The sequence below is a fragment of the Ensifer sp. VA4 genome (assembly GCF_055710065.1).
In genome coordinates, this window is sequence record NZ_JBVQPO010000013.1 from 175752 (window position 1) to 195694 (window position 19943).

The window sequence follows — 19943 nt, forward strand, 5'->3', positions numbered from 1 at the left end:
AACCGACCCGCGAGCTTGGCCGTTGATAATTCGACCGACCGCTCCATTTACAGCTCTGAGGCACTTAACCTGAGGAGAAGCCTGCATGAATCGAAACACAGTCATCGGCATCGTGGTTGTGATCGTGCTCATCATTCTTGGCGTCGTGTACCTGAGACCGGGGGGCGAGCAAGCGACCGAGACCCCGCCGGCAACGACGACGACACAGCCCTCGACGACCGAGCAGCAGCCAGCGACGCAACAGCCGGCAACGCCTGACCAGTCGACGACTCAGCCCTCGACCACTCAGCCGTCGACGACCCAGCCGTCAACAACGCAGCCGTCTACGAGCCAGTAACGGCCTAAAACGCGACCACCCCTGTCGCACGGGCGGACAGCGGGTGGTCGCATCAGACAAGACAGGCCAGACGCTGCGACGTTATCGCGGCCGAGCAGCCATGTGCCGGCCGCATGTTGGCAAGCCGCCAAAGGTTCCGTGCCTCATCGGATCGACGGGGTCCGTACTCCCCCAAAAAGCGCTTGCGCAATTCTTTCAGGCTTTCTTCCCAGGTGTCGCGCTGGCAGGCTGAAACAGAGCCCGCCGCTCGAAAAATATCCGACAGCGTCACCGCCCTGTTCCCTTCCGGCTTGCCGATGTTATGAATCCGGCTCCCGCCAATGGAGCCCCGAATGCGCGCCGTCTTCCTCTGTTCGCTGCTGCTTCTGTCGTCCTGCATGCCGCGCATCCCGCAGGAGGTTCTCGACGCAAACTGGTGCAGGGACATGGCGGCAGCGAAGGCCAAAGCGACCGGCACCGGCCGGGCGAACCTCGCCGCGGCGATGATAAGGCATGACTGCGCCGCCAAGCTTGCCGCCGAACGGCAACCGGCGATGGCCCTGCCGAGCTACAGCGCCGTGCGTCCTGCAAGACGCACGGCGCTGTAGGGCGGGTCTCAGTTGTGCCTGGTAACCGGATAGCCGACCGGCATTTGCCAAAGCGAAATGTCGGCGATCTCGGGCTTCTTCACCGCTTCCTCCGCGCCGATATCGCGGAGCATGCGATCGGAGAGATGGCTGAGCTGGTTGAGCGTCCGGCGACGCCTCCAGGCAGCACCAAGGAAAGCCCCGACCGTCCGCCGGAAGCCGAAGGTTCGAAACAGGTCGTCCATGATCGCCGGCAAGCCGCCGGCGGAGGTAAGTTGCAATTCGTGCATGATCGATCCCGCCGCCGCGAGCGGCCGGGTCCTCTAGATTATGGATGCGCGCGGACACGGAATCGCGTTCCGGGAACCGGTCACATCAAGTCAAAATGGAATATACGAAAGGCGGAGCTCGCGTTGCGCTTAGGCGCCGAAGTAACTCGTAGAATTATGGCGCACTCGTCGTGACGAGCAGACCATTCCACCAGAGGCGAGCATCTGCACAAAATTATGAATCATCGTATGCCTCCTCTGGTTTGAGCTCCGATTTGGCGAAAATTACACAAGCTTACTTTCCGGGCAAGAGGACAATCGCAGACTGCAGGAATGACAAAACGCCTGTTGCACGGAGGCAACAGGTGGTGCTTGCCGGTCCATCCATGCGTCACGCGCCGAAATCAGGACTATCCGGGCTGCCGCTCTTCCGCACGTCGAGCCGGGCTTCGATCTTCGACATCGTCAAATCCACCGGCAACGGCTTCGGCGGCCCTGGCGCCTCGGCTTCCCAGCCTGGTTCGCAACGAGCCTCGCCACCAAAGGGCATCGCGCCCGGCGCAGAAGAAACATGGCCGCAGTTTGTTGCCACCTGACTGATTGTGGAGGACACTGCACCTCACGGGACATTCGAGGTGGAATGATGGACTTCGAGAAGATAGGCCGGGCACGGCTCATGGTACGACTACCAAGGCATCGGAAACAGATTTCAGAGCTGAGGTTCCTGGCGCTCAACAGCCTGATGGCGGCCTATGGCGTCGCCGTGATCACGCGCGACGAACTGAGAGAGCACGCGATGTCGGATGAGCCTTTGACAGCCGTCTATGAAAGCAACTGCCAGGCGATAGAAGACAAGGTGGTGATGCTTCTCAGCAATATCAGCCCGCGCTTCGTCAATTGACGAACTTCGCAACGAAGGCAATTTAATCAGCGCTTTAGGAGAAGTTTTTGGTGGGTGATCACGGGCTCGAACCGTGGACCCGCTGATTAAGAGTCAGCTGCTCTACCAACTGAGCTAATCACCCATCCGTGGCGTCGCTTTAGCGCACGGCCCGATGACTCTCAAGGGGTAATCTTGTCTATCGCCATTTAAATTACAGCGCGTTTCCAAAACTCCCGGAGCGGTCGAAATCGGCGGCCCTCTTTGAGTGCTCGCGCTTTGAGCTCCCGGTTTCCGGAGCGTGTCCCAGTGCATTGCGTCTTCCCTGCGTGAGCGGCAGAAGAGGTGCCGATCCCCAAGGGAATGCGCGCGCTGATGGTAGATAACAGCTTCTCCTCAGAGCCACGTCAGCCCGGCGAATTTTTTTCAAAAGATTTTCACAAAGGCGCTGGACAAGCCAATCGAACGCCTTTATACGCCCCCTCACGACAGCGACGGGACTTGACCGAAGCGGTCGCGGATGGGTGATTAGCTCAGTTGGTAGAGCAGCTGACTCTTAATCAGCGGGTCCACGGTTCGAGCCCGTGATCACCCACCAGATTTCTCCTAAAGCGCTGATTAAGCTGACATTTCCGAGACGAACGACTTCACGCCTCAGATGGCGCGATTCCACGCCTCAGACGTAGAGTTCGCCCGCGGCGATCTTCACCGCCTGGCCGCCGATGCGGGCGTTGGTGATCTCCCCGCCGGTGATGTCGAGATGCAGGTGGATGAAGGACGGCCGTCCCATTTCCACCCCCTGCTCGACCAGCACGGGATGATGGCCGTCAACGAACTGGTCGAAATAATGGATGGCGCCGGAGAGAGCGGCCACGGCCGATCCGGTCGCCGGGTCCTCGAGGCTGCCGGCGCCGGGCCCGAACTTGCGGGCGTGGAAGCGCGCCATGTGGTTCACGCCGCCGCGGCAATAGACGTAAGCCGATGCCAGCCGCCCCTCGGCCATCGGCGTCAGTTGTTCCCAGCGCAGCGAATCGAACTCGATCGAGGAAACCGTCGCGACGTCGTGCACCGGCACCATCACGAAGGGGGCGCCGGCACTCCAGAATGAAGGTACGTGGTTCTCGAAGCCGATCTGCGAGAGTTTCAGGCTCAGTGCATCGGCGATCGACTGCCGGTCGAAGCGGGCATCGAGCCGCACCGATTTGCGCGGCAGGTCGAACTCGGCAAAGCTCGCAACTCCGGGCTTGAGGCGAACGGCGCAGCGCACCGGACCCACCTTCTCCTCCAGCACCTGCACGAGGTCGATCCCCTCCTCGATCGTGCCGTGCTGCGCCTCGGCAATGGCGATCGCCGCGCCAACCGTCGGATGTCCGGCAAAGGGCAGTTCCTGGCCGGGGGTAAAGATCCTGAGCTTCGCCGTGTGCGCGGCACCGCCGGGCCTGCGGATGAACACCGTTTCCGACAGGTTGAATTCCTGCGCGATCGCCTGCATCGCCTCGTCGTCCAGCCGGTCGGCACCGAAGACCACAGCCAGTGGATTGCCTTCGAGTCGCCTGTCGGTGAAGACGTCATAGATCGCGTAGCTCAGCGCCATTCATGTCCCCTTGTGAATATACCTCGAAACTTTGCAACGTCGTGACGCGTGCGGCAAGGCTTAAGAGCACCGGTACACAGTTCGGCGCGGATCACGATTTCTTTAGGCCACTTCGCGCCACCGCACGCCGGAGGCGTCATAGGTTCGTAACGATCGGCATCTCTATTGCCGCCGGGGCCGCCCATGAGAGAACGCGGCGGGTGCCAGGGAGCGCGACATAGGTGATGCTGATTTGCCTGCATGGGTGCGGCGGAACGCCGGCAGACTGGGGCAGATTTCCGGGGCACGTTGCACCGACGATGGAAATCCACTGCCTGCAAGGCGATATCTCCGTGAACGGCGGCTATACCTTCTTTGCAAAGCGCGCCGATGGTGGTCTGGATCCCGAGGAGATGGCGAGCCGTGCGGACCGGCTCGTGACCGACATCGCGGCGCTGCAGCGCTGCGCGTCTGATCAGGCGCACATTGGCCGCGGCAACAGTTTGAACTGCCGCATGTCTTCCTCCTCAAATCGAGCCCGATCAAGCAGACATGCAGCAGGCTGCAGTCCGGCGCCACCGCTGCTCATGGGCTATTCGAGCGGCGCGACGATCGCCGCTGCCGTACTCCAGCGCCACCCTGCCGCCATTGCCGGTGCCGTCCTGCTCCGCCCGCAACCGCCTTTTCTCGATCCGCCGTGCCTTGCGCTTTCGGGCCTGCCGGTGCTGGTTCTGGCCGGGCGGCATGACACCCGCCGCACGCCCGATGCCGCCGAAACACTCGCCCTTCAGCTTCGCTCGGCCGGCGCCGAGGTCGAACTGCATCTGCTCAATACCGGGCACGGCTGGGATCCGACCGGGCGCGACGGGGCGCTCGCCAAGGCATGGTTCAACCGTTTCGGATGAAGGCCGCAGCTCCGCAAAGTCAATAGGTTGAAGCGCTCTGTTGACTCAAAATCAGAGCGACGCTTCTCGCCCGAACAGCCACTCCAGAATGGGTGGAATGAACGGCGGATAGTTGTAGGCGCCCGGGTCCGGACCGAAAATCGCGATCGCCTCGTCGATCTCCGGCTCGGGATCGGCGGCAATGTGCGCCGCCACGCGCGCAACCAGCGCCGCCGCCGTTTCCGGGTAGCGGTAGACGCGGATGACGGTCACGGCGCGGTCCATGTGCAGGAGGTGATAGCCGGGCTCGGCTGTCGCAAGCGCGAGATCGATGCCCGTTTCTTCCAGCGCCTCGCGGCGGATGTTGCCGGCGATGTCGCAGCGCCCCTCGACGATATCCTCGGGCTCCAGCGAACCGGAAGGGCTGTAGACGCGGGCCGGATTGGCCGTGTGCGGGCCCATGCGCACCAGGATCAAGGCACCGTCGGAAGACAGGATCGCCGGCATGGCGAAGAGATGGAAGGCGCCCTCGGCCCGCGTCTTCCGCCACCAGAGAAAGGTCGAATAGGGCACGACATGCCCCTCGCCGCGGATGCGCCCGTCCTCGATCCTCAGCGCCCGCTGCAGCACCATGCGGCCATCGAAGAGATGCGGGTTGGCCGCGATTTCGCGTTGCCAGTTCTGCTGCGCGCGCTCGGCCTCGCCGAGATGAAACGGATGCGCCGCGCCGTTGACGCGGATCTCGACGTCGTCGATCGGGATGATGACGCCTTCGGCCGGCCAGTGAGCCGTATTGCTTTCAAGAGCGCCCATGGTCACACATCCAGCGTCATGGCCACGGGGCAATGGTCCGACGCCTTCGGCCGGTCCCAGCCGGTGCGCGGGTAGCGCTCCACTTCCAGTCCCGGCGGAAAGATCGTGCGGAAGGGCTGGCCGCCGCGGATGACCTCGGGCACCTGGGCGTGGTTGCGCTTGGCAAGCGCCGGCGAAAGCCAGATATAGTCGAGCTGGCAGAGATGGCGCTCCTGCGGCCCGCGGCTGTGAAACAGCGTCCAGCGGTCGAGCACCGGCCGGCGCAGCATCGGGTTTTCCACGAAGCCGTCATGGCTGAAGATGTCGAGCGCGCTCGTCTCCTCCTCGTGCGGCACGAACTCGTAGCCGTTGCGCCGGTCGCCGAGAATGTTGACCTTCTCCTGGTAGTCGTTCATGTCGCCGCAGATCGCGAACATCTTGTCGGCGGTGCGTCCGCGGCCGAAGCGGCTTTCGATGATGTGGCGCACGGCCTTGGCCTCGGCCACGCGCAGCGGCATCGTCGCCTGCCGGCCATCGAGCCCCTCCCGCGCCGGCCCCATCGATTTGAAATGCACGACATAGAGCGTCAGCGGCCGCCCGCCGATCGTGAGATCCAGTTCCAGGCAATCGCGCTTGAAGATCCGGTCGGCCGGCCGATTGGTCAGCGCGATCTGGTCGTTGAAGAGGTCGAGATCCTCATAGGTCAGCCCCGCATGGCTCTTCACGTCCAGGCACTCGATCGGCTGGCCGTCGCGCGTCTCCTCGCGCATCAGCACCGCGACGTCGATCCCGCGCGAATCATTGCCCTCGATCAGGTATTTCTGCCGGTAGCCGTTGCCGACCATGCGGAACAGATAGTTGTATTCGAAGGCCTGCAGCGAGGCCATGTTGTCGGCTTCCTGCAGGCAGAGGATATCCGCATCGCAATCGGCAATCGCCAAGGCCGACATCTGCCGCGTATCATCCGTATGCGCGATGGTGCGCGCTTCCTCCAGCCGCTGGTATTCCGCCTCGCTCTTCACGTCGAAGAGCCTCAGCACCCGGTCCTGCTTGAGCTGGTTGCGAAAACCGGAAAAATCGAAGCGGCTCAACAGGTTTTCGATGTTGAAGGTGGCAAGGCGAAGCGACATTTATCGATTCCGTGGCATGAAGTGCCGGGAGCTTAGAGCAAATTCAGGAAAAGTGCGAAGCGGTTTTCCGTCCGGAATTGCGGCACTCCAATCAGTTGTCGGGCCGCAAATGTGGGCCCGAACTCCCTCGCCGCGCGCTCACGGCTCCGCAAGCGAGATTTCCCGGCGACCCGAAAATTCGCGCCATATGATCCATGTCATTCAAACCATGAACCATTGTGCTCCAATGGGGTTGGATACCCTTGCGCTCATGGAGGATGGTTTGAAAACGGAAATCGAACTCAAGCTCGAGCTCTCTGCCGAAGATCTTGCCCGCTTCGCCGAGTCCCACTTCCTCGGTGAGCCGGCGCGCATAGAGCAGCAACGGTCCGTCTATTTCGATACCCGCGGCCGCGATCTCTACCAGTCGGGCTTCACGCTGCGCATCCGCACGGTCGGCACGGCGCGCATCCAGACGATCAAGGCGACCGGCCCCGGCGCCTCGGTCTTTGCCCGTCCGGAATGGGAGCAGCCGCTTTCCGGCGACGAGCCGGTCGTCGATCACACCACCCCGCTTGCCGCCGAGTTCGGCCTGGAGCCCGATGACCTGGAGCCGCACTTTGCCGTCGAGGTCGAACGCAGCACCTGGGAGGTCGACCAGGACGGCGCGAGGATCGAAGTGGTGCTCGACCGCGGCATGGTCACCGCCGGCAGCCGCCAGACCGCCGTCGGCGAGATCGAACTCGAGCTGAAGGACGGCGACCCGAAGGCGCTTTTCACCCTCGCCCGCCGCATCGAGGCGATCGTTCCCATCCGCTTCGGCGTTCTCTCCAAGGCCGAGCGCGGCTTCCGCCTGATCGACGCCCTGCCGGTCGTCTTCAAGGCGGAACCGGTCGAGCTCGACCGCGAGATGCGGGTGACGAAGAGCTTTCGCACCATTGCGCTTGCCTGTCTTAGGCATTACCGCCTGAACGAGGATGTGCTGCGCGAACGCCGGAACCCGGAGGCGCTGCACCAGGCCCGCGTCGCCCTTCGCCGCCTGCGCTCAGCCGTCTCGCTCTACAAGGATCTCCTTGGCGACGACGAGAGCCAGCGCATCAAGGACGAGCTGAGATGGCTGACCGCCGTGTTCGGCAAGGCCCGCGACGTCGACGTCCTCCTGACACGTGACCCGGAGCCGGAGCTGCGGGACCATTTGAAGTCGGCGCGCGCCGCCCGCTACGCCGAAGTCTTCGAGGCGCTCGACGGCGCACGCGGCCGCGCCCTTCTCTTCGATCTCCAGCAATGGCTGCACTGCGGCGACTACCTGTCGACGCCGCCCGCCGAGCTTCGCGACCGGCCGGTGGCCGATTTTGCCGAAGCCGCTCTCGACCGGGCGCGCCGCAAGCTGAAGAAGCATGGCCGCGCACTCGCCAAGGTGAGCGACGAGCAGCGGCACGAGGCCCGCAAGGATGCGAAGAAGCTGCGCTATGCCGCCGAGTTCTTTGCCGCGCTCTTTGACGACAAGCGGGGCACGAGGCGCCACAAGCGCTTCATCGAAGCCATGACCGGGTTGCAGGACCGGCTCGGCACGCTGAACGATCTCGTCTCCGGGCCGCGGGTGCTCGGCGAGATCGGCCTCAAGGATCACCCGGACGCCGGAACGCTGGTCGTGCACGCCGACAAGGACAGGCTGATCGACCAGGCGCAGAACGCGCTCGACGACGTGATCGACGCCAAGCGCTTCTGGCGGTGACGAACGGCCCGCGCGCGGCCGATGGCGTGGTTATCCCTACCGGTGCGCCGCCATCGCCTGGTCGAGCCGTGCTGCCAGCCCGTCGCTCACCGGCACCATCGGCAGGCGCATTTCCGGGCTGTCGATCAGTCCTGAACGCCAGAGCCAGTGCTTGATCGGTCCCGGGCTCGGCTCGGCAAACAGCAGCCTGGGCAGATCGGCAAGACGCTGCCAGTCGGAAAGCGTCCGGGCATGAGCTGCCGCTCAGTCCGGGCATTCCGCGCCCGTGTGCACCCAGGCGGCGATCAGCGCGGCCAGCTCCGGCTGAGACCCGGGCGGCGCGCTGCGGCCCTCGCCCGGATGCCAGGCCCAGCCGACGAGATGGTCCTCGCCCATGTGCTTGACGAGATCGGCATGGGAGCGGTTGCCGTTGCGTTCCGTGTCCTTCACCTGCCGGCAGATCTCGCCGACGGTGAGGCCCTGCCAGGCCATGCTTTCGGGCGCCAGTTGCCAATGGGCGTTGCCGGGAATGGATTTGAGCCGGCTGCCGACGATCCCGCGGTTCTCCGCACCGTGGCAGCTGCTGCAGGCAAGGCCGGCCGGTCCCATCGAACTGTCGGCGGCGATCATCAGCGGCACATGCGGGTGCATGTCCTCGCCCTGCGTCGGGCTGCGTGTCGCCGGATGGCAGTTGATGCAGCGCGGATGAGTCAGCACACGGCTTGCTTCAGCAAAGATCGCCTTCGAGCGTTCCTTGGCATCGGCGATCGACGAGAACTCGGAGACCGCCTTCAACGCGCCGCCACCGGATGTTTCGGCATAGCCGGTGATGGGCGCAAGGGCGGCAACGAGACCGGCCGCAGCGAGGGCGGCGACAAGCGAGAGAGTAAGCGTTCGCTTGGTCACGGTCACACCCTCCTGAGATCGGTCTGGTCGATCGGCAAAGTCCGGAGCCGCTTGCCGGTCGCGGCATGGATCGCATTGAGGAGCGCCGGCGCCACACCCGGCGTGCCCAGCTCGCCGATGCCGCCGGGCGCCTCGGTGCTCGGCACGATGTGCACCTCGATCGGCGGCGTCTCATGGATGCGCAGGACGGGGGAATCGTCGAAATTGCCCTCGACCACCGCGCCGTTTTCGACGGTGATGCGGCCGTAGAGTGCGGCGCTCAGGCCATAGACGACGCCGCTCTGGATCTGTGCCTCCACCGTGTCCGGATTGATCACCTGGCCGCAATCGATGGCGCAGACGATCCGCTCCGTCCGGAACCGGCCGTCCTCGCCGATGCTGACCTCGGCGATCGTCGCGGCGAAGCTGCCGAAGTCCTCCGTCAGCGCGATGCCCCTTCCCTTGCCTTCTGGAAGCGCCGTCGACCAGGAGGCCTTTTCGGCGACGAGGTTCAGCACGGCGAGAAGCCGGGGCTTGTGCTGCAGCAGCCGCCTTCGATAGTCGAGCGGATCGATGCCCGCAGCATTGGCCAGCTCATCGATGGCGCCTTCGATCGGCGGGATGTTGCGCGTCGCCCCGACCCCGCGCCAGTTGCCGGTCAGCATGCCGTCCGGCGCCTCGTGGCGGGCGAAGTCCGTGTAGCGGTTGGGGATCTGATAGGGCGATTCCGCCCCCGCCATCTGGTCGAGGTCGATCCCGTCCTTGGTGAAGGCCGGCAGCCAGCGCGCCATGACCGAGGGCCCGATGACCCGGTGGCGCCAGGAAACGGGCATGCCGTCGGGACCAAGCGTCGCCGTCACCTTGCTGTAGTTGAGGTAGCGATAACAGTCGTGGCGGATATCTTCCTCGCGGCTCCAGGTCACCTTAACCGGGCCGTCGACCTGCTTGGCGATCTTGGTCGCCAGGATGACGCCATCGACATCGAGCCGCCGGCCGAAGCCGCCGCCGAGCAGATGGTTGTGGACGACGACCTTTTCGACCGGCAGGCCGGTGACGTCGGCGGCAACCTGCCTCGCCCGCCCCATGACCTGGGTTCCCACCCAGACCTCGCAACTATCGGGCCTGACATGCACCGTACAGTTCATCGGCTCCATGGTGGAATGGGTGAGGATCGGCATGCGGTAGATGAATTCATGTACCGGCCCGTGCTCCGCCTCGGCCTTAGCCACGTCGCCCTCGTTGATGTGCCGCAAGGCCTCGCCGTCGATCGCCGCGTCCATGCGGCGCTCGAGCTCGGCCTGCGAGACCGTGGCGCTCGGCCCCGGATCCCATTCGATCGAAAGCGCCGCAAGCCCTTTTCGCGCCGCACCGGTATTGTTGGCGACGACCGCGAGGGCCTCGTCGATGCGAACCACCTGGGCGACGCCCTTGACCGCCATGGCCGGAGCCTCGTCGACCGCGCGCAGCTTGCCGTTGAAATGCGGACAGATCGCGATCGCGGCGTAGGACACACCCTGCGGCCGGGCGTCGATGCCGAACTTCGCGGTGCCGTTGACCTTTTCCGGGCTGTCGAGGCGGCGCACGGGCTTTCCGATCACCCGGTAGCTCGATGCCGCTTTCAGCGGCACCTCCTGCGGAACGGCCTGGGAAGCCGCCGCCGCGATCAGGCTGCCATAGGCGGCCCGCCGGCTGCCGCCGGTCTCGATCACGTGTCCGGCCTCGGCCTTGCAGGCGTCGGGCGAAATCCCCCAGTCGGTGGCCGCAGCACTCACCAGCATGATACGGGCCGTGGCACCGGCCTTGCGCATCTGTTCGTAGATGCCGCGAATGGCGAGCGAGCCGCCTGTGATCTGGTCACCGAGCAGCGGATTGGCATATTGCTTGGGATCGGCGGGCGCATGCTCCAGCACCACCTGGTCGAGGCCGACCTCCAGCTCTTCGGCCAGCATCATGGCGACAGCGGTATAGATGCCCTGCCCCATTTCCACCGACGGCATGATGAAGGCGATCTTGCCTTCCAGCGGGATGCGGATGAAGGCGTTCGGCGCGAATGGTTCCGTGGCTGCGGCCGACGGCTGCGGCCTGAGGCCGATCACCAGTCCGGCCCCCGTCAAGGATGCGCCGATCAGAAGCTGGCGGCGCGATAAGGCAAGGTTGGCCCTGTCGAAAATGGACATCTCATCACCCCTGTGCTGCCAGCTTGATGGCGGCGCGAATGCGCGGATAGGTGCCGCATCGACAGATGTTCCCGGCCATGACCGCGTCGATGTCGTCGTCGCTGGGCTTCGGATTGGCGGCCAGCAGCGCGGCCGCGGACATGATCTGCCCGGATTGACAGTAGCCGCACTGGACGACGTCGATATCGAGCCAGGCCTGCTGCACCCGCTTGCCCTCGGGCGTGTCGCCGATGGCCTCGATCGTGGTGATCTGTTTTGCGGCGGCGTCGACAACCGGCGTCACGCAGGAGCGCACGGCCTGGCCGTCGACATGCACCGTGCAGGCGCCGCACATGGCGATGCCGCAGCCGAACTTGGTTCCGGTAAGCCCGATCGTGTCGCGCAGGACCCAAAGCAGCGGGATGTCGCCGTCCACATCGACGGCATAGTTCTTTCCATTGACCGTGAGATTGTAAGGCATGTGTCCATCGGCCGGAGCCGTCCCCTGTACATGCGAAGGCGCGAAAGTACCAGCAGGGGCAGCGATCGCCCAAATTACATTCTTGTGAGGTCGAGGGGGGAAGCCGCCGCCGCGGTCGGCGGCGCGTCGCGCGTTTCATGGGACGAGAGCCCTGAAACGGTATCGGGATGCGCCGCGGCTGGTGGTCCAGCTCCGGCACATCCCGATGATAATCAAGGAGAATTTTTCAGGCGATCTCAGACGAGATGGGTCTCGACATCGATGTTACCGCGCGTCGCCTTGGAGTAAGGGCAGATCTCGTGGGCGGCGTGGATGATTTCCTGGGCGACGTCGCGGTCGAGGCCTTCCAGGCGAACGTTCATCCGGGCGCGCAGGAAGTAGGAGCCGTCGTCGACGTTCAGGTCGATCTCGGTATCGACCTCGGGGCCGGCGGGAAGCTTGACCTTGCGCTGCAGCGCAGCCAGCTCGATCGCGCCGATGTAACAGGCCGACCAGGCGGCGCCGAACAGGTTTTCCGCGGCCGGATGCGGCTGCGACAGCTTCAGTTCCAGCGTGCCGTCGCGGCTCACGGTGCCGCCGTTGCGGCCGCCGGTATTGTGGGTCGTGCCGGTGAAAAGGAGCTTCTCGGTCATGTCGTTTTCCTCTCTGTTCGTTTTTAATCGTATCCGTTTCAATCGGATGCGATGTATATAGATGAAGCCGGAAACGGCGTCAATACCATTGCGATTTAATCGGATGCGATTTATATTAAGTGCAGAGACGGAAAGAGAAAAAAAGAGGACACCCCATGCCTATGTCCAAGACAGCGAAAGCCCCAGAGACCACGCCGGCAAAGGGCGGCAAGAAGCTCTCCACCTTCCTGTGCTTTGCGATCTATTCGGCAAACCTCGCCTTCGGCCGTGCCTACAAGCCCCTGCTCGACAAGCTGGGCCTGACCTATACGCAATACGTGACCCTGGTGGCCCTCTCGGAGGAAGACGGCCAGACGGTCAGCATGCTCGGCGAAAAGCTCTTCCTGGAATCGAACACGCTGACGCCGATCCTCAAGAAGCTCGAGGCGGACGGCTACCTGCAGCGCCGGCGCGATCCCGCCGACGAGCGGCAGGTGCGCCTCACGCTCACGCCGGCCGGCCGCGACCTGGTGGATGCGGATCCCGGCTCCGCACTCATCGACGCCATCGGCCTCGGAGACGAGTTTGAAACGGTGCAGCAATCGGTGGCAAGGCTGCGCGACAACCTGCTGCGCTCGGGCCAGCCTGCACCCCGCAAGGAATAGCCGAGCCCCAATTCCGGGGCTCCGTTCACGCGATCGCGACGATCTCGAGTTCCTGGTCGCCGACGCTCATGACGTCGCCGACCGCCTTGCCCATGAGGAGTCTTGCCACCGGCGAGACATAGGAGATCGATCCCGCCTTGGGGTCCGCCTCGTCCTCGCCGACAATGCGGTACGTCTGCACCCGGCCATCGTCGCGGCTGAACGTAACCGTGCTGCCAAAGGCGACGATCTCGGCCGAGCTGGGCTCCGGCATGAGCTGGGCGGTGCGCAGCCGCTCGTTCAGGTAGCGCAGATCGCGCAAGGGCCCCGCCTGCTGGCGGCGTTTCTCGTTGACGTCGTCGACCGCGGCCGCCGCCTCATAGGCCACGCGTGCCTCCCGAAGCTGCGCCTCCAGGGCCTTCAGCCCGGCTTCCGTCACCAGGTTCGGATGCGGCGAAATCGGGCGATCCGGCAACAGCGTTTCCGCGGCGGTTTCGGCACTTTCTTCCTTGGTGAAGGCAACGCTCAATCTCAAGAACTCCGTCTGACTGCAATGCGCTTTCGGCGCCGGCTCCAATACCGGTCCGTCGCCAGCCAATCAACTCTATCGCATTTTCGCCCGCCGTGCGCGCCCGCCGCTCGCCCCCAATTCCTGCAACCGGGATTTGCAAACAGGCTCCCCTGGCACCTCAGGCCCTTGATTGTATCGCCAAAGCTGAGATCTATGCGACAGCAACAGGTATAGCAGTTTCACCCGAGTCTCGAACGAGAATGGGCGGGCTTCGGCCCAGGCTGCCACATGCGGAGGAGAGAATCTTTGGCCGAACCATTTGTTGTCTTTGGAGCGTCAGGCTCGGGCTCCGTTCCGATCGAAGCGGCCCTCAGCCTTCTCGAATTGCCCTATCGCGTCGAGGAATCCGCCCCCTGGGAGGGACAGGAGGCGGCGAACAGACTCGCTCACATCAATCCCCTTCGGCAGGTTCCGGCCCTGGCGCTCCCGACGGGCGAATTGATGACCGAAAGTGCCGCGATCCTGATCTGGCTGGCCGATGCCTACCCGAACGCCCGGCTGGCGCCGGCGTTGACCGACGCAAGACGGCCGGCGTTCCTGCGATGGATGATGTTCGTGTCCTCGGCCATCTACGCCCTCTATTGGATCGCCGACAGCCCGGCGCGCGTCATCGAACGGGAAGAGGACCACGCGGCCACCAGGGCGCGCCTGTTCGACCGCATCGCCCGCTGCTGGGAGCAGATGGGGGCACAGTTGCAGCCCGGCAAATACCTCCTCGGCGAGGACCTGTCGGTTCTCGACCTTTATGTGGCGACCGTATCGCGCTGGTCGCCCGGGCGGCGTCGCTTCTATGAGGTCGCCCCGGGGCTCGCGGACATCGTCCGCCGCGTCGACGCCGATCCCCGGCTGGCGACGTTCTGGACGCAGCGCTTTCCATTCACGCAGGGCTGGGAACGTTAGACCTCCGACGCAAAAGGCGTACGACTTCAAGTGATTTCGTCATCGTTGCCAGATGCGGGGTGTCGTCAACAGCCGCCGGCAGGGACCGGGAAACCGATGGGACAAGTGATCAAACGGCGGTTGCTGATTGCGCTTTGCGTGCTTCTAACCTTCTATGGCCTGCTGGTATCGATCGGCCCACTCGTCTTGATGGCGTTGATCCCTTACCTGCCGCCGGGGCCGGGCTGTGATGTCGACCTGCCCGATGAAGAGATCAAGGCCCTCGTGGTCGAAGACTTGCAGAGGTTCCTTCGCCCCGGCGAGCACCGATACAAGGCCGAAGATGGCCTCTGGACCATCTGGCAGCCGTCCTTCCAGCGGCCGAAGGATGCCGATCCGCACGACAACCTGCACCCTTATCGGGTGGAAGTCAGCTTTGCCGACGCGTCGTTCTCATCGCTTGTCGGCCCTTGCGGCAGGACCGTCATCACGGCGAGAACCACCTGGGAGCCTCCCAATTCGTAAAAAATCCTCGCGTGCCGCCGCCACGAACCAGACGTTGCCGTCCGCCGCAGCCGCAAAAGATCTTCAATCATGCACGATGACATCGCCCTGCCCTGCTCACCGAAAATGACCTTCGCCACGGGATGACGGCCCCGGCGGTGGAGCGGTTGATCACGCCAATGCCCGCGCGCGCCCCTTGCCCGCTTCCTCGCTGAGCCAGGCGATCACCGTCTGGAGTGCCGGCGATTTGCGATAGCGCGGCCAGACGAGATAGAAATCCGAGGGCCCGGACATCGACCCCGCGAAAATGCGGACGAGGCGGCCTTCGGCAATGTCCTGCGCCACGAAATCGCCGTTGGCGAGCACGATCCCCTGGCCGGCGATCGCCGCCTCGATGGCGTGCGAGGTCTGGTTGAAGCTGATGCCCTTGAACGAGGCCTGGCGGCTCTCGCCGAAATGCCGCTCGATGAATTCCGGCCAGAAGTTGTGCGCGTCGTGCAGCAGCGTATAGCCGGCAAGCTCGTCCGCGGTCTCCGGTACCGGGCGCCCGGCCATCAGCATCGGACTGCAGACCGCGACGATCTCCTGTTCGAACAGGAGTTCCACCGCGAGCCCCGGCCCGAAGGGCGGCCGCCCGTAACGCACCGCCAGGTCCACGCCATCGGCCTGGAAGTTCGACATGCGGTCGGTCGCGAGAATGTGCAGGTCGAGATCCGGGTGGCGCGCGGTGAAATCCGGCAGGCGCGGGATCAGCCATTTCGAGGCGAAGGATGGCGTGGTGCTGATCGTCAGCCGCACCGGCTGCGGCTTCAGCCCGTCCGTCGCCCGGGCGATGATCTCGAGCGCGCGCCTGACATCGGCGATATAGCCGCGCCCCTCGCCCGTCAGCGCCAGCATGCGCGGCAGCCGTTCGAAGAGTTTTACCCCGATCTCGGCTTCGAGCCCCCGGATCTGCTGCGCGACCGCCCCTTGCGTGACGCCAAGCTCCTCGGCCGCCAGCCGAAAGTTCAGGTGGCGCGCGGCCACCTCGAACACTTTCAGTCCGTTCAGCGAAGGGAGCTTTCCGGGCGCGTCACTCATCCGATAGTTTTTCTACTGGCAAAGGAAAGCGAAACTGCTTCGTCGTTACGTCCCAGAGATGGTATTTCAATTGCAATACCAGCACAATCGGCACCAGGCTGAATGCGACGAGAGAGGATGGAACCATGGCAGTAGTAGAAAAAGTGGCAGTTATCACCGCTGGCGGCAGCGGCATGGGCGCCGAAAGCGCAAGGCGCCTGGCCGCCGACGGCTTCAAGGTCGCGATCCTGTCGTCCTCCGGCAAGGGCGAGGCGCTCGCCGCCGAGCTCGGCGGCATCGGCGTCACCGGCTCCAACCAGGTGAATGACGACCTGAAGCGCCTCGTGGACGCGGCCATGGAAAAGTGGGGCCGGATCGACGTGCTGGTCAACAGCGCCGGCCACGGTCCGCGCGCCCAGATCCTCGAAATCACCGACGAACAGTGGCACACCGGCCTCGACGTCTACCTGATGAACGTCATCCGCCCGGTCCGCCTCGTCGCGCCGATCATGCAGAAGCAGAAGGCGGGCTCGATCGTCAACATCTCCACGGCCTGGGCCTTCGAGCCGTCGCCGATGTTCCCGACCTCCGCCGTCTTCCGCGCCGGCCTCGCCGCCTACACCAAGATCTTCGCCGACACCTACGCCGCCGACAACGTGCGCATGAACAACGTGCTGCCCGGCTGGATCGACAGCCTGCCGGCAACCGAGGAGCGCCGCGACGCCGTGCCGATGAAGCGCTACGGCACCAGCGCCGAAATCGCCGCAACGATCGCCTTCCTCGCCTCGGACGGCGCCGGCTACATCACCGGCCAGAACATCAAGGTGGACGGCGGGCTGATGCGTTCGGTGTGAGCGGCTGGTGAGGTCGCAGGGCGGCGCTGTGGGTGAGCCCGCGGCGCCACTGAAACATAGGGCCGGTGCGAGCGGCTTACTTCGGAAACAGGAAGGTCAGCGTCGCGCGCACGCCCCAGCTCGGCGCGCCCTCCGGCGCCTCGGCATAATATTTCCCGCCGATCTGGGCGCTCAGCATCTGGTCGCCCACCTTGAAGACCTGCGAGACGCCGAGGTTGATCGGCACCGTCCATTGATCGGTCTCCCAGTCGTAGGTCGACTCCGTGTTGAGTGTCACGGTCGCACCATGGCCGAAGCCGTAGGACAGGAAGGGTTGCAGGAAGGTCTGACTCACATCCGCCCGGTCACCCTCGCCGGCAACGCTCCAGATGTGGTTTCCAAGCACGCCGACGGTCCACGGTCCCTCCTGCTTCAGCACGACCGCCGTCGGGCCAATGCCGAACTTGCCGGTGCCGAGGAAATCGTCGGTGGCGGTCGGGATCAAAAAGGCCGGACCGACACCCCAGACGATACCCGAAGGGCCGGGATTGGTCGGCGACAGGAAAAGGCTCTGGGTGATGTCGCCGAGCCCGAACGTATTGCCGTCGGGCGGCGGCAGGTAGTCGCGATAGGAGATCGGCAGGATCGTGCGCGAGATCAGGTTCCAGTCCGCGTTCAGCGAGATGGGAATGACCGGCTGGACGTTGAGCGTATAGGAGAAGCCATCCTCCTCCGCGCCGGCGCGAAGATCGAAATTGCTCTGGAACGGCACGCTGATCAGGTCGGCGACCGGGTTCGAGAGCTTCTTTGCGAGTTCGTCCGCATCCTGGGCCGCCGCCTGCTGCCCCTGCATGGCGGCAGCGACAAGCACCGCCACCCAAATACTGGCTCCTACCTGCCCCACGCGCAATTCCCCCTTGCAACGTCCTCTGCGGCCGCCGCCAGTCCGAGTTGCATCGGACAGCGCCTTAGCAGAATGGCCGCAGGCTACGTCACCAATGCCGATTCGGGAATATGCATTTGCTCTAAGGCAGCCGTCGGCCCAACCTGGAACAGCGCATAGCGCCTGCCGGTCCAACTTCGATTCCACAGAGACTTGCGAGCCTCCGGTCTGCGTTGAGCCACAAGCCGGTCATGTCGACAGCTGCGACCGCTCACGCCGCAATCACCCCCCGCATCAGCCCCTCCAGCCAGTCGGCGAACACCTGCAGCCGGCGCGACAAATGCTGGCGGTGCGGGTAGAGCAGCGCCATCGGCATCGGCGCGGCGGTGTGGTCGGGCATCACCTCCTTGAGCCGCCCTTCCCTCAGGTGGTCGCTCACGTCGAAGGCCGGGATCTGGATCAGGCCGAGGCCGGCGAGGCAGCAGGCGATGCTGCCTTCGGCGCTGTTGACGCTGACCCGGCCGGCAACGCTCACCGTGCGCGCCGCGCCGCCTTCGATCCATTCCCAGTCCTCCACCCGGCCGCTTGAGGGCGAGGCGTAGTTGACGGCGAAATGACCGGCGAGATCGGCGGGCGTCCTGGGCGTGCCATAGCGCGCGAGATAGTCCGGGCTTGCGGCATTGATCAGCCGCAGCGTGCCGAACGGCCGGGCGATCAGGCTGGAATCCTCGAGCGGCCCGACGCGCAGCGCACAGTCGATACTCTCCTCGATCAGATGCACCGCCCGGTCGGTCATGCCGAGGTCGATGTCGATGCCGGGGTAGCGCGCCAGGAAGTCCGGCAGCGCCGGCGCCACGATCAGCCGGCCGATGCGGCTCGGCAGGTCGACGCGCAGCCGCCCCGCCGGACCGGTCGTCCCGCTGCGAAACAGGTTCTCCGCCTCCTCCACGTCCTGGATCAGCCGCAGGCAGCGCTCGTAGAAGGCGGCACCATCCTGCGTCGGCGCCACCTTGCGGGTCGTGCGGTGCAAGAGCCTCGTGCCGAGCCGGGTTTCCAGCGTCTGCACCGCCACCGAAACGGAGGAGCGCGGCAGCCCGAGTCTGTCGGCCGCACGGGTAAAGCTCGCGCTTTCGACGACGCGGGTGAAGATGCGGAAAAGCTCGATCCTGTCCATGCCGGCTCATGCCCATTGTTCGCCTATCCTGACAAGTCATGTCACGAACGGAGCCTTTATACCAGCGACACGGACGATATTCTCAACCCTGCGATGCCTGTCGCGGCCCCGGTCCCTCTCGCATGGGCAGCGACAAGGCGCGCGCTATCTGAAACACGGGCGGCCTCATCGAGATGGGCCGCCGGCACCAGAAGCAGGGTGAGCGAGTGCCGCGCTCGGCTCTGATCCCGCCCATTCAAAGACCGGCCCCGCAGGCGGCCGACAACAGGAGAAACCCATGGCAGACCACAGCATCAAAGGTAAATCCGTTCTCATCGCCGGCGGCGCGAAGAACCTCGGCGGCCTCTTGGCGCGCGATCTCGCCGAACACGGTGCGCGCGGCGTCGCGATCCATTACAACAGCGCCGCCACCAAATCTTCCGCGGACGAGACCGTCGCGGCGATCAAGGCGGCCGGGGCCGCAGCCCACGCCTTCTCGGGCGATCTCACCAGCGCGGCCAATGTCGAAAAGCTCTTCGCCGATGCCAAGGCGGCACTCGGCGGCATCGACATCGCCGTCAACACCGTCGGCAAGGTCTTGAAGAAGCCCTTCGTCGAGATCACCGAGGCCGAATACGACGAGATGAGCGCGGTCAACTCCAAGTCCGCCTTCTTCTTCCTGCGCGAGGCCGGCAGGCACGTCAGCGACAACGGCAAGATCTGCACGCTCGTCACCTCGCTGCTCGGCGCCTTCACGCCCTTCTACGCGGCCTATGCCGGCACCAAGGCCCCCGTCGAGCACTTTACCCGGGCGGCCGCCAAGGAATTCGGCGAACGCGGCATCTCCGTCACCGCCATCGGCCCCGGCCCGATGGATACGCCCTTCTTCTACCCGGCCGAAGGGGCCGACGCCGTCGCCTACCACAAGACCGCTTCCGCGCTCTCGGCCTTCTCCAAGACCGGCCTTACCGACATCGAGGACATCGTCCCCTATATCCGCTTCCTCGTCTCCGACGGCTGGTGGATGACCGGCCAGACGATCCTGGTCAATGGCGGCTACACGACGAAGTAGGACCGCTCGCGCGCTTCCCCCTCGTCCACGTGGTACCGAGGCTGCGCGCCTTCGGAAACGAGGCTCGCGCCTCATCCACTTCGCCCTT

The 19943-nt window shown here is 64.7% G+C and carries 24 protein-coding genes, 2 tRNA genes and 1 pseudogene; 12 read left to right on the forward strand and 15 right to left on the reverse strand.

What is annotated here, in order from left to right; all coding sequences use genetic code 11:
- Positions 1-85: 85 nt before the first annotated feature.
- Positions 86-337 (forward strand): dynamin, encoded by a 252-nt coding sequence (locus tag AC0C6X_RS23180; RefSeq protein ID WP_173516955.1) that lies wholly within the window; start codon positions 86-88, stop codon positions 335-337.
- Between the two features lie 52 nt (positions 338-389).
- Here AC0C6X_RS23180 and AC0C6X_RS23185 read toward each other — a convergent pair whose 3' ends face one another.
- Entirely contained in the window at positions 390-608 is a 219-nt protein-coding gene (locus tag AC0C6X_RS23185) for a hypothetical protein (protein ID WP_247960196.1), read from the reverse strand.
- A 61-nt stretch (positions 609-669) separates the two neighbouring features.
- Between AC0C6X_RS23185 and AC0C6X_RS23190 the strand changes: the two genes are divergently transcribed.
- On the forward strand, positions 670-924 hold the full coding sequence (locus AC0C6X_RS23190; RefSeq protein ID WP_472955390.1) for a hypothetical protein: 255 nt from the start codon (positions 670-672) through the stop codon (positions 922-924).
- A gap of 8 nt (positions 925-932) precedes the next feature.
- Here the strand turns inward: AC0C6X_RS23190 and AC0C6X_RS23195 are convergent, their stop codons facing one another.
- Positions 933-1193, reverse strand: a complete 261-nt coding sequence (locus AC0C6X_RS23195) for a DUF1127 domain-containing protein (RefSeq protein ID WP_472955392.1) — start codon at positions 1191-1193, stop codon at positions 933-935.
- Between the two features lie 254 nt (positions 1194-1447).
- Between AC0C6X_RS23195 and AC0C6X_RS23200 the strand changes: the two genes are divergently transcribed.
- Both AC0C6X_RS23200 and AC0C6X_RS23205 read left to right on the forward strand, forming a co-directional pair.
- On the forward strand, positions 1448-1768 hold the full coding sequence (locus AC0C6X_RS23200; RefSeq protein ID WP_472955394.1) for a hypothetical protein: 321 nt from the start codon (positions 1448-1450) through the stop codon (positions 1766-1768).
- Positions 1769-1815: 47 nt separating this feature from the next.
- The gene (locus AC0C6X_RS23205) at positions 1816-2073 is read left to right on the forward strand and encodes a hypothetical protein (RefSeq protein WP_210266438.1); all 258 of its coding nucleotides are present in this window, start codon (positions 1816-1818) and stop codon (positions 2071-2073) included.
- Between the two features lie 48 nt (positions 2074-2121).
- Here the strand turns inward: AC0C6X_RS23205 and AC0C6X_RS23210 are convergent.
- Positions 2122-2197, reverse strand: a tRNA-Lys gene (locus AC0C6X_RS23210).
- Positions 2198-2574: 377 nt separating this feature from the next.
- Here AC0C6X_RS23210 and AC0C6X_RS23215 point away from each other — a divergent pair.
- A tRNA-Lys gene (locus AC0C6X_RS23215) sits at positions 2575-2650 on the forward strand.
- Positions 2651-2728: 78 nt separating this feature from the next.
- On the opposite strand, the gene AC0C6X_RS23220 is transcribed toward AC0C6X_RS23215, so the two are convergent.
- The gene (locus AC0C6X_RS23220; RefSeq protein WP_247960198.1) at positions 2729-3646 is read right to left on the reverse strand and encodes a PhzF family phenazine biosynthesis protein; all 918 of its coding nucleotides are present in this window, start codon (positions 3644-3646) and stop codon (positions 2729-2731) included.
- A 221-nt stretch (positions 3647-3867) separates the two neighbouring features.
- Here AC0C6X_RS23220 and AC0C6X_RS23225 point away from each other — a divergent pair, with 221 nt between their 5' ends.
- Complete coding sequence (locus tag AC0C6X_RS23225; RefSeq protein ID WP_247960199.1) at positions 3868-4530, forward strand: alpha/beta hydrolase; 663 nt, start codon at positions 3868-3870, stop codon at positions 4528-4530.
- A gap of 51 nt (positions 4531-4581) precedes the next feature.
- On the opposite strand, the gene AC0C6X_RS23230 is transcribed toward AC0C6X_RS23225, so the two are convergent.
- Together AC0C6X_RS23230 and AC0C6X_RS23235 are read right to left on the reverse strand one after the other, a co-directional pair.
- Positions 4582-5322 carry an NUDIX hydrolase gene (locus AC0C6X_RS23230; protein ID WP_247960200.1) on the reverse strand — a complete coding sequence of 247 codons (741 nt, stop codon included), beginning with the start codon at positions 5320-5322 and terminating at the stop codon, positions 4582-4584.
- Between the two features lie 2 nt (positions 5323-5324).
- Positions 5325-6431, reverse strand: a complete 1107-nt coding sequence (locus tag AC0C6X_RS23235; protein WP_472955397.1) for an endonuclease/exonuclease/phosphatase family protein — start codon at positions 6429-6431, stop codon at positions 5325-5327.
- Positions 6432-6693: 262 nt separating this feature from the next.
- Here AC0C6X_RS23235 and AC0C6X_RS23240 point away from each other — a divergent pair, with 262 nt between their 5' ends.
- Positions 6694-8145 (forward strand): CYTH and CHAD domain-containing protein, encoded by a 1452-nt coding sequence (locus AC0C6X_RS23240; RefSeq protein WP_472955399.1) that lies wholly within the window; start codon positions 6694-6696, stop codon positions 8143-8145.
- Between the two features lie 36 nt (positions 8146-8181).
- Here AC0C6X_RS23240 and AC0C6X_RS23245 read toward each other — a convergent pair.
- The 5 genes and pseudogenes from AC0C6X_RS23245 to AC0C6X_RS23265 all read right to left on the reverse strand — a co-directional run.
- A pseudogene (locus AC0C6X_RS23245) lies at positions 8182-8346 on the reverse strand (4-hydroxy-tetrahydrodipicolinate synthase); the annotation flags it as partial.
- 42 nt (positions 8347-8388) lie between these two features.
- Positions 8389-9030: an Isoquinoline 1-oxidoreductase subunit gene (locus AC0C6X_RS23250; RefSeq protein WP_210266439.1), complete on the reverse strand. Its 642-nt coding sequence runs from the start codon at positions 9028-9030 to the stop codon at positions 8389-8391.
- Positions 9031-9032: 2 nt separating this feature from the next.
- Positions 9033-11186, reverse strand: a complete 2154-nt coding sequence (locus AC0C6X_RS23255; protein ID WP_472955402.1) for a xanthine dehydrogenase family protein molybdopterin-binding subunit — start codon at positions 11184-11186, stop codon at positions 9033-9035.
- Positions 11187-11190: 4 nt separating this feature from the next.
- Complete coding sequence (locus AC0C6X_RS23260; RefSeq protein WP_173516964.1) at positions 11191-11646, reverse strand: (2Fe-2S)-binding protein; 456 nt, start codon at positions 11644-11646, stop codon at positions 11191-11193.
- 236 nt (positions 11647-11882) lie between these two features.
- A complete protein-coding gene (locus tag AC0C6X_RS23265; RefSeq protein WP_173516965.1) occupies positions 11883-12278 on the reverse strand; it encodes an Ohr family peroxiredoxin in 396 nt (131 codons plus the stop codon).
- Positions 12279-12433: 155 nt separating this feature from the next.
- Here AC0C6X_RS23265 and AC0C6X_RS23270 point away from each other — a divergent pair, with 155 nt between their 5' ends.
- On the forward strand, positions 12434-12922 hold the full coding sequence (locus tag AC0C6X_RS23270; protein ID WP_173516966.1) for a MarR family winged helix-turn-helix transcriptional regulator: 489 nt from the start codon (positions 12434-12436) through the stop codon (positions 12920-12922).
- 25 nt (positions 12923-12947) lie between these two features.
- Here the strand turns inward: AC0C6X_RS23270 and greA are convergent, their stop codons facing one another.
- Positions 12948-13430 carry a transcription elongation factor GreA gene (greA, locus tag AC0C6X_RS23275; RefSeq protein ID WP_173516967.1) on the reverse strand — a complete coding sequence of 161 codons (483 nt, stop codon included), beginning with the start codon at positions 13428-13430 and terminating at the stop codon, positions 12948-12950.
- Between the two features lie 288 nt (positions 13431-13718).
- On the opposite strand from greA, the gene AC0C6X_RS23280 reads away from it, so the two are divergent.
- Both AC0C6X_RS23280 and AC0C6X_RS23285 read left to right on the forward strand, forming a co-directional pair.
- Positions 13719-14372: a glutathione S-transferase family protein gene (locus AC0C6X_RS23280; RefSeq protein ID WP_472955404.1), complete on the forward strand. Its 654-nt coding sequence runs from the start codon at positions 13719-13721 to the stop codon at positions 14370-14372.
- A 96-nt stretch (positions 14373-14468) separates the two neighbouring features.
- Positions 14469-14876: a hypothetical protein gene (locus AC0C6X_RS23285; RefSeq protein WP_472955406.1), complete on the forward strand. Its 408-nt coding sequence runs from the start codon at positions 14469-14471 to the stop codon at positions 14874-14876.
- Between the two features lie 150 nt (positions 14877-15026).
- Here the strand turns inward: AC0C6X_RS23285 and gcvA are convergent, their stop codons facing one another.
- Positions 15027-15935, reverse strand: a complete 909-nt coding sequence (gcvA, locus tag AC0C6X_RS23290) for a transcriptional regulator GcvA (RefSeq protein ID WP_472955408.1) — start codon at positions 15933-15935, stop codon at positions 15027-15029.
- 125 nt (positions 15936-16060) lie between these two features.
- On the opposite strand from gcvA, the gene AC0C6X_RS23295 reads away from it, so the two are divergent.
- Positions 16061-16768, forward strand: a complete 708-nt coding sequence (locus AC0C6X_RS23295) for an SDR family oxidoreductase (protein ID WP_472955410.1) — start codon at positions 16061-16063, stop codon at positions 16766-16768.
- Between the two features lie 76 nt (positions 16769-16844).
- Here AC0C6X_RS23295 and AC0C6X_RS23300 read toward each other — a convergent pair whose 3' ends face one another.
- The gene (locus AC0C6X_RS23300) at positions 16845-17600 is read right to left on the reverse strand and encodes a transporter (protein ID WP_472955472.1); all 756 of its coding nucleotides are present in this window, start codon (positions 17598-17600) and stop codon (positions 16845-16847) included.
- Between the two features lie 301 nt (positions 17601-17901).
- A complete protein-coding gene (locus AC0C6X_RS23305; protein WP_472955412.1) occupies positions 17902-18804 on the reverse strand; it encodes a LysR family transcriptional regulator in 903 nt (300 codons plus the stop codon).
- Between the two features lie 277 nt (positions 18805-19081).
- On the opposite strand from AC0C6X_RS23305, the gene AC0C6X_RS23310 reads away from it, so the two are divergent.
- Positions 19082-19855 (forward strand): SDR family oxidoreductase, encoded by a 774-nt coding sequence (locus AC0C6X_RS23310; protein WP_472955413.1) that lies wholly within the window; start codon positions 19082-19084, stop codon positions 19853-19855.
- Positions 19856-19943: the final 88 nt, after the last annotated feature.

What these genes read in the sequence shown, in the direction of transcription:
- AC0C6X_RS23205 (WP_210266438.1), top strand. Translation starts at nt 1,816, where the DNA reads ATGGACTTCGAGAAGATAGGCCGGGCACGGCTCATGGTACGACTACCA.
- AC0C6X_RS23235 (WP_472955397.1), bottom strand. Translation starts at nt 6,431, where the DNA reads ATGTCGCTTCGCCTTGCCACCTTCAACATCGAAAACCTGTTGAGCCGC.
- AC0C6X_RS23195 (WP_472955392.1), bottom strand. Translation starts at nt 1,193, where the DNA reads ATGCACGAATTGCAACTTACCTCCGCCGGCGGCTTGCCGGCGATCATG.
- AC0C6X_RS23180 (WP_173516955.1), top strand. Translation starts at nt 86, where the DNA reads ATGAATCGAAACACAGTCATCGGCATCGTGGTTGTGATCGTGCTCATC.
- AC0C6X_RS23270 (WP_173516966.1), top strand. Translation starts at nt 12,434, where the DNA reads ATGCCTATGTCCAAGACAGCGAAAGCCCCAGAGACCACGCCGGCAAAG.
- AC0C6X_RS23230 (WP_247960200.1), bottom strand. Translation starts at nt 5,322, where the DNA reads ATGGGCGCTCTTGAAAGCAATACGGCTCACTGGCCGGCCGAAGGCGTC.
- AC0C6X_RS23190 (WP_472955390.1), top strand. Translation starts at nt 670, where the DNA reads ATGCGCGCCGTCTTCCTCTGTTCGCTGCTGCTTCTGTCGTCCTGCATG.
- AC0C6X_RS23305 (WP_472955412.1), bottom strand. Translation starts at nt 18,804, where the DNA reads ATGGACAGGATCGAGCTTTTCCGCATCTTCACCCGCGTCGTCGAAAGC.
- AC0C6X_RS23220 (WP_247960198.1), bottom strand. Translation starts at nt 3,646, where the DNA reads ATGGCGCTGAGCTACGCGATCTATGACGTCTTCACCGACAGGCGACTC.
- AC0C6X_RS23260 (WP_173516964.1), bottom strand. Translation starts at nt 11,646, where the DNA reads ATGCCTTACAATCTCACGGTCAATGGAAAGAACTATGCCGTCGATGTG.
- AC0C6X_RS23265 (WP_173516965.1), bottom strand. Translation starts at nt 12,278, where the DNA reads ATGACCGAGAAGCTCCTTTTCACCGGCACGACCCACAATACCGGCGGC.
- AC0C6X_RS23310 (WP_472955413.1), top strand. Translation starts at nt 19,082, where the DNA reads ATGGCAGACCACAGCATCAAAGGTAAATCCGTTCTCATCGCCGGCGGC.
- AC0C6X_RS23295 (WP_472955410.1), top strand. Translation starts at nt 16,061, where the DNA reads ATGGCAGTAGTAGAAAAAGTGGCAGTTATCACCGCTGGCGGCAGCGGC.
- gcvA (WP_472955408.1), bottom strand. Translation starts at nt 15,935, where the DNA reads ATGAGTGACGCGCCCGGAAAGCTCCCTTCGCTGAACGGACTGAAAGTG.
- AC0C6X_RS23255 (WP_472955402.1), bottom strand. Translation starts at nt 11,186, where the DNA reads ATGTCCATTTTCGACAGGGCCAACCTTGCCTTATCGCGCCGCCAGCTT.
- AC0C6X_RS23285 (WP_472955406.1), top strand. Translation starts at nt 14,469, where the DNA reads ATGGGACAAGTGATCAAACGGCGGTTGCTGATTGCGCTTTGCGTGCTT.
- AC0C6X_RS23300 (WP_472955472.1), bottom strand. Translation starts at nt 17,600, where the DNA reads ATGCAGGGGCAGCAGGCGGCGGCCCAGGATGCGGACGAACTCGCAAAG.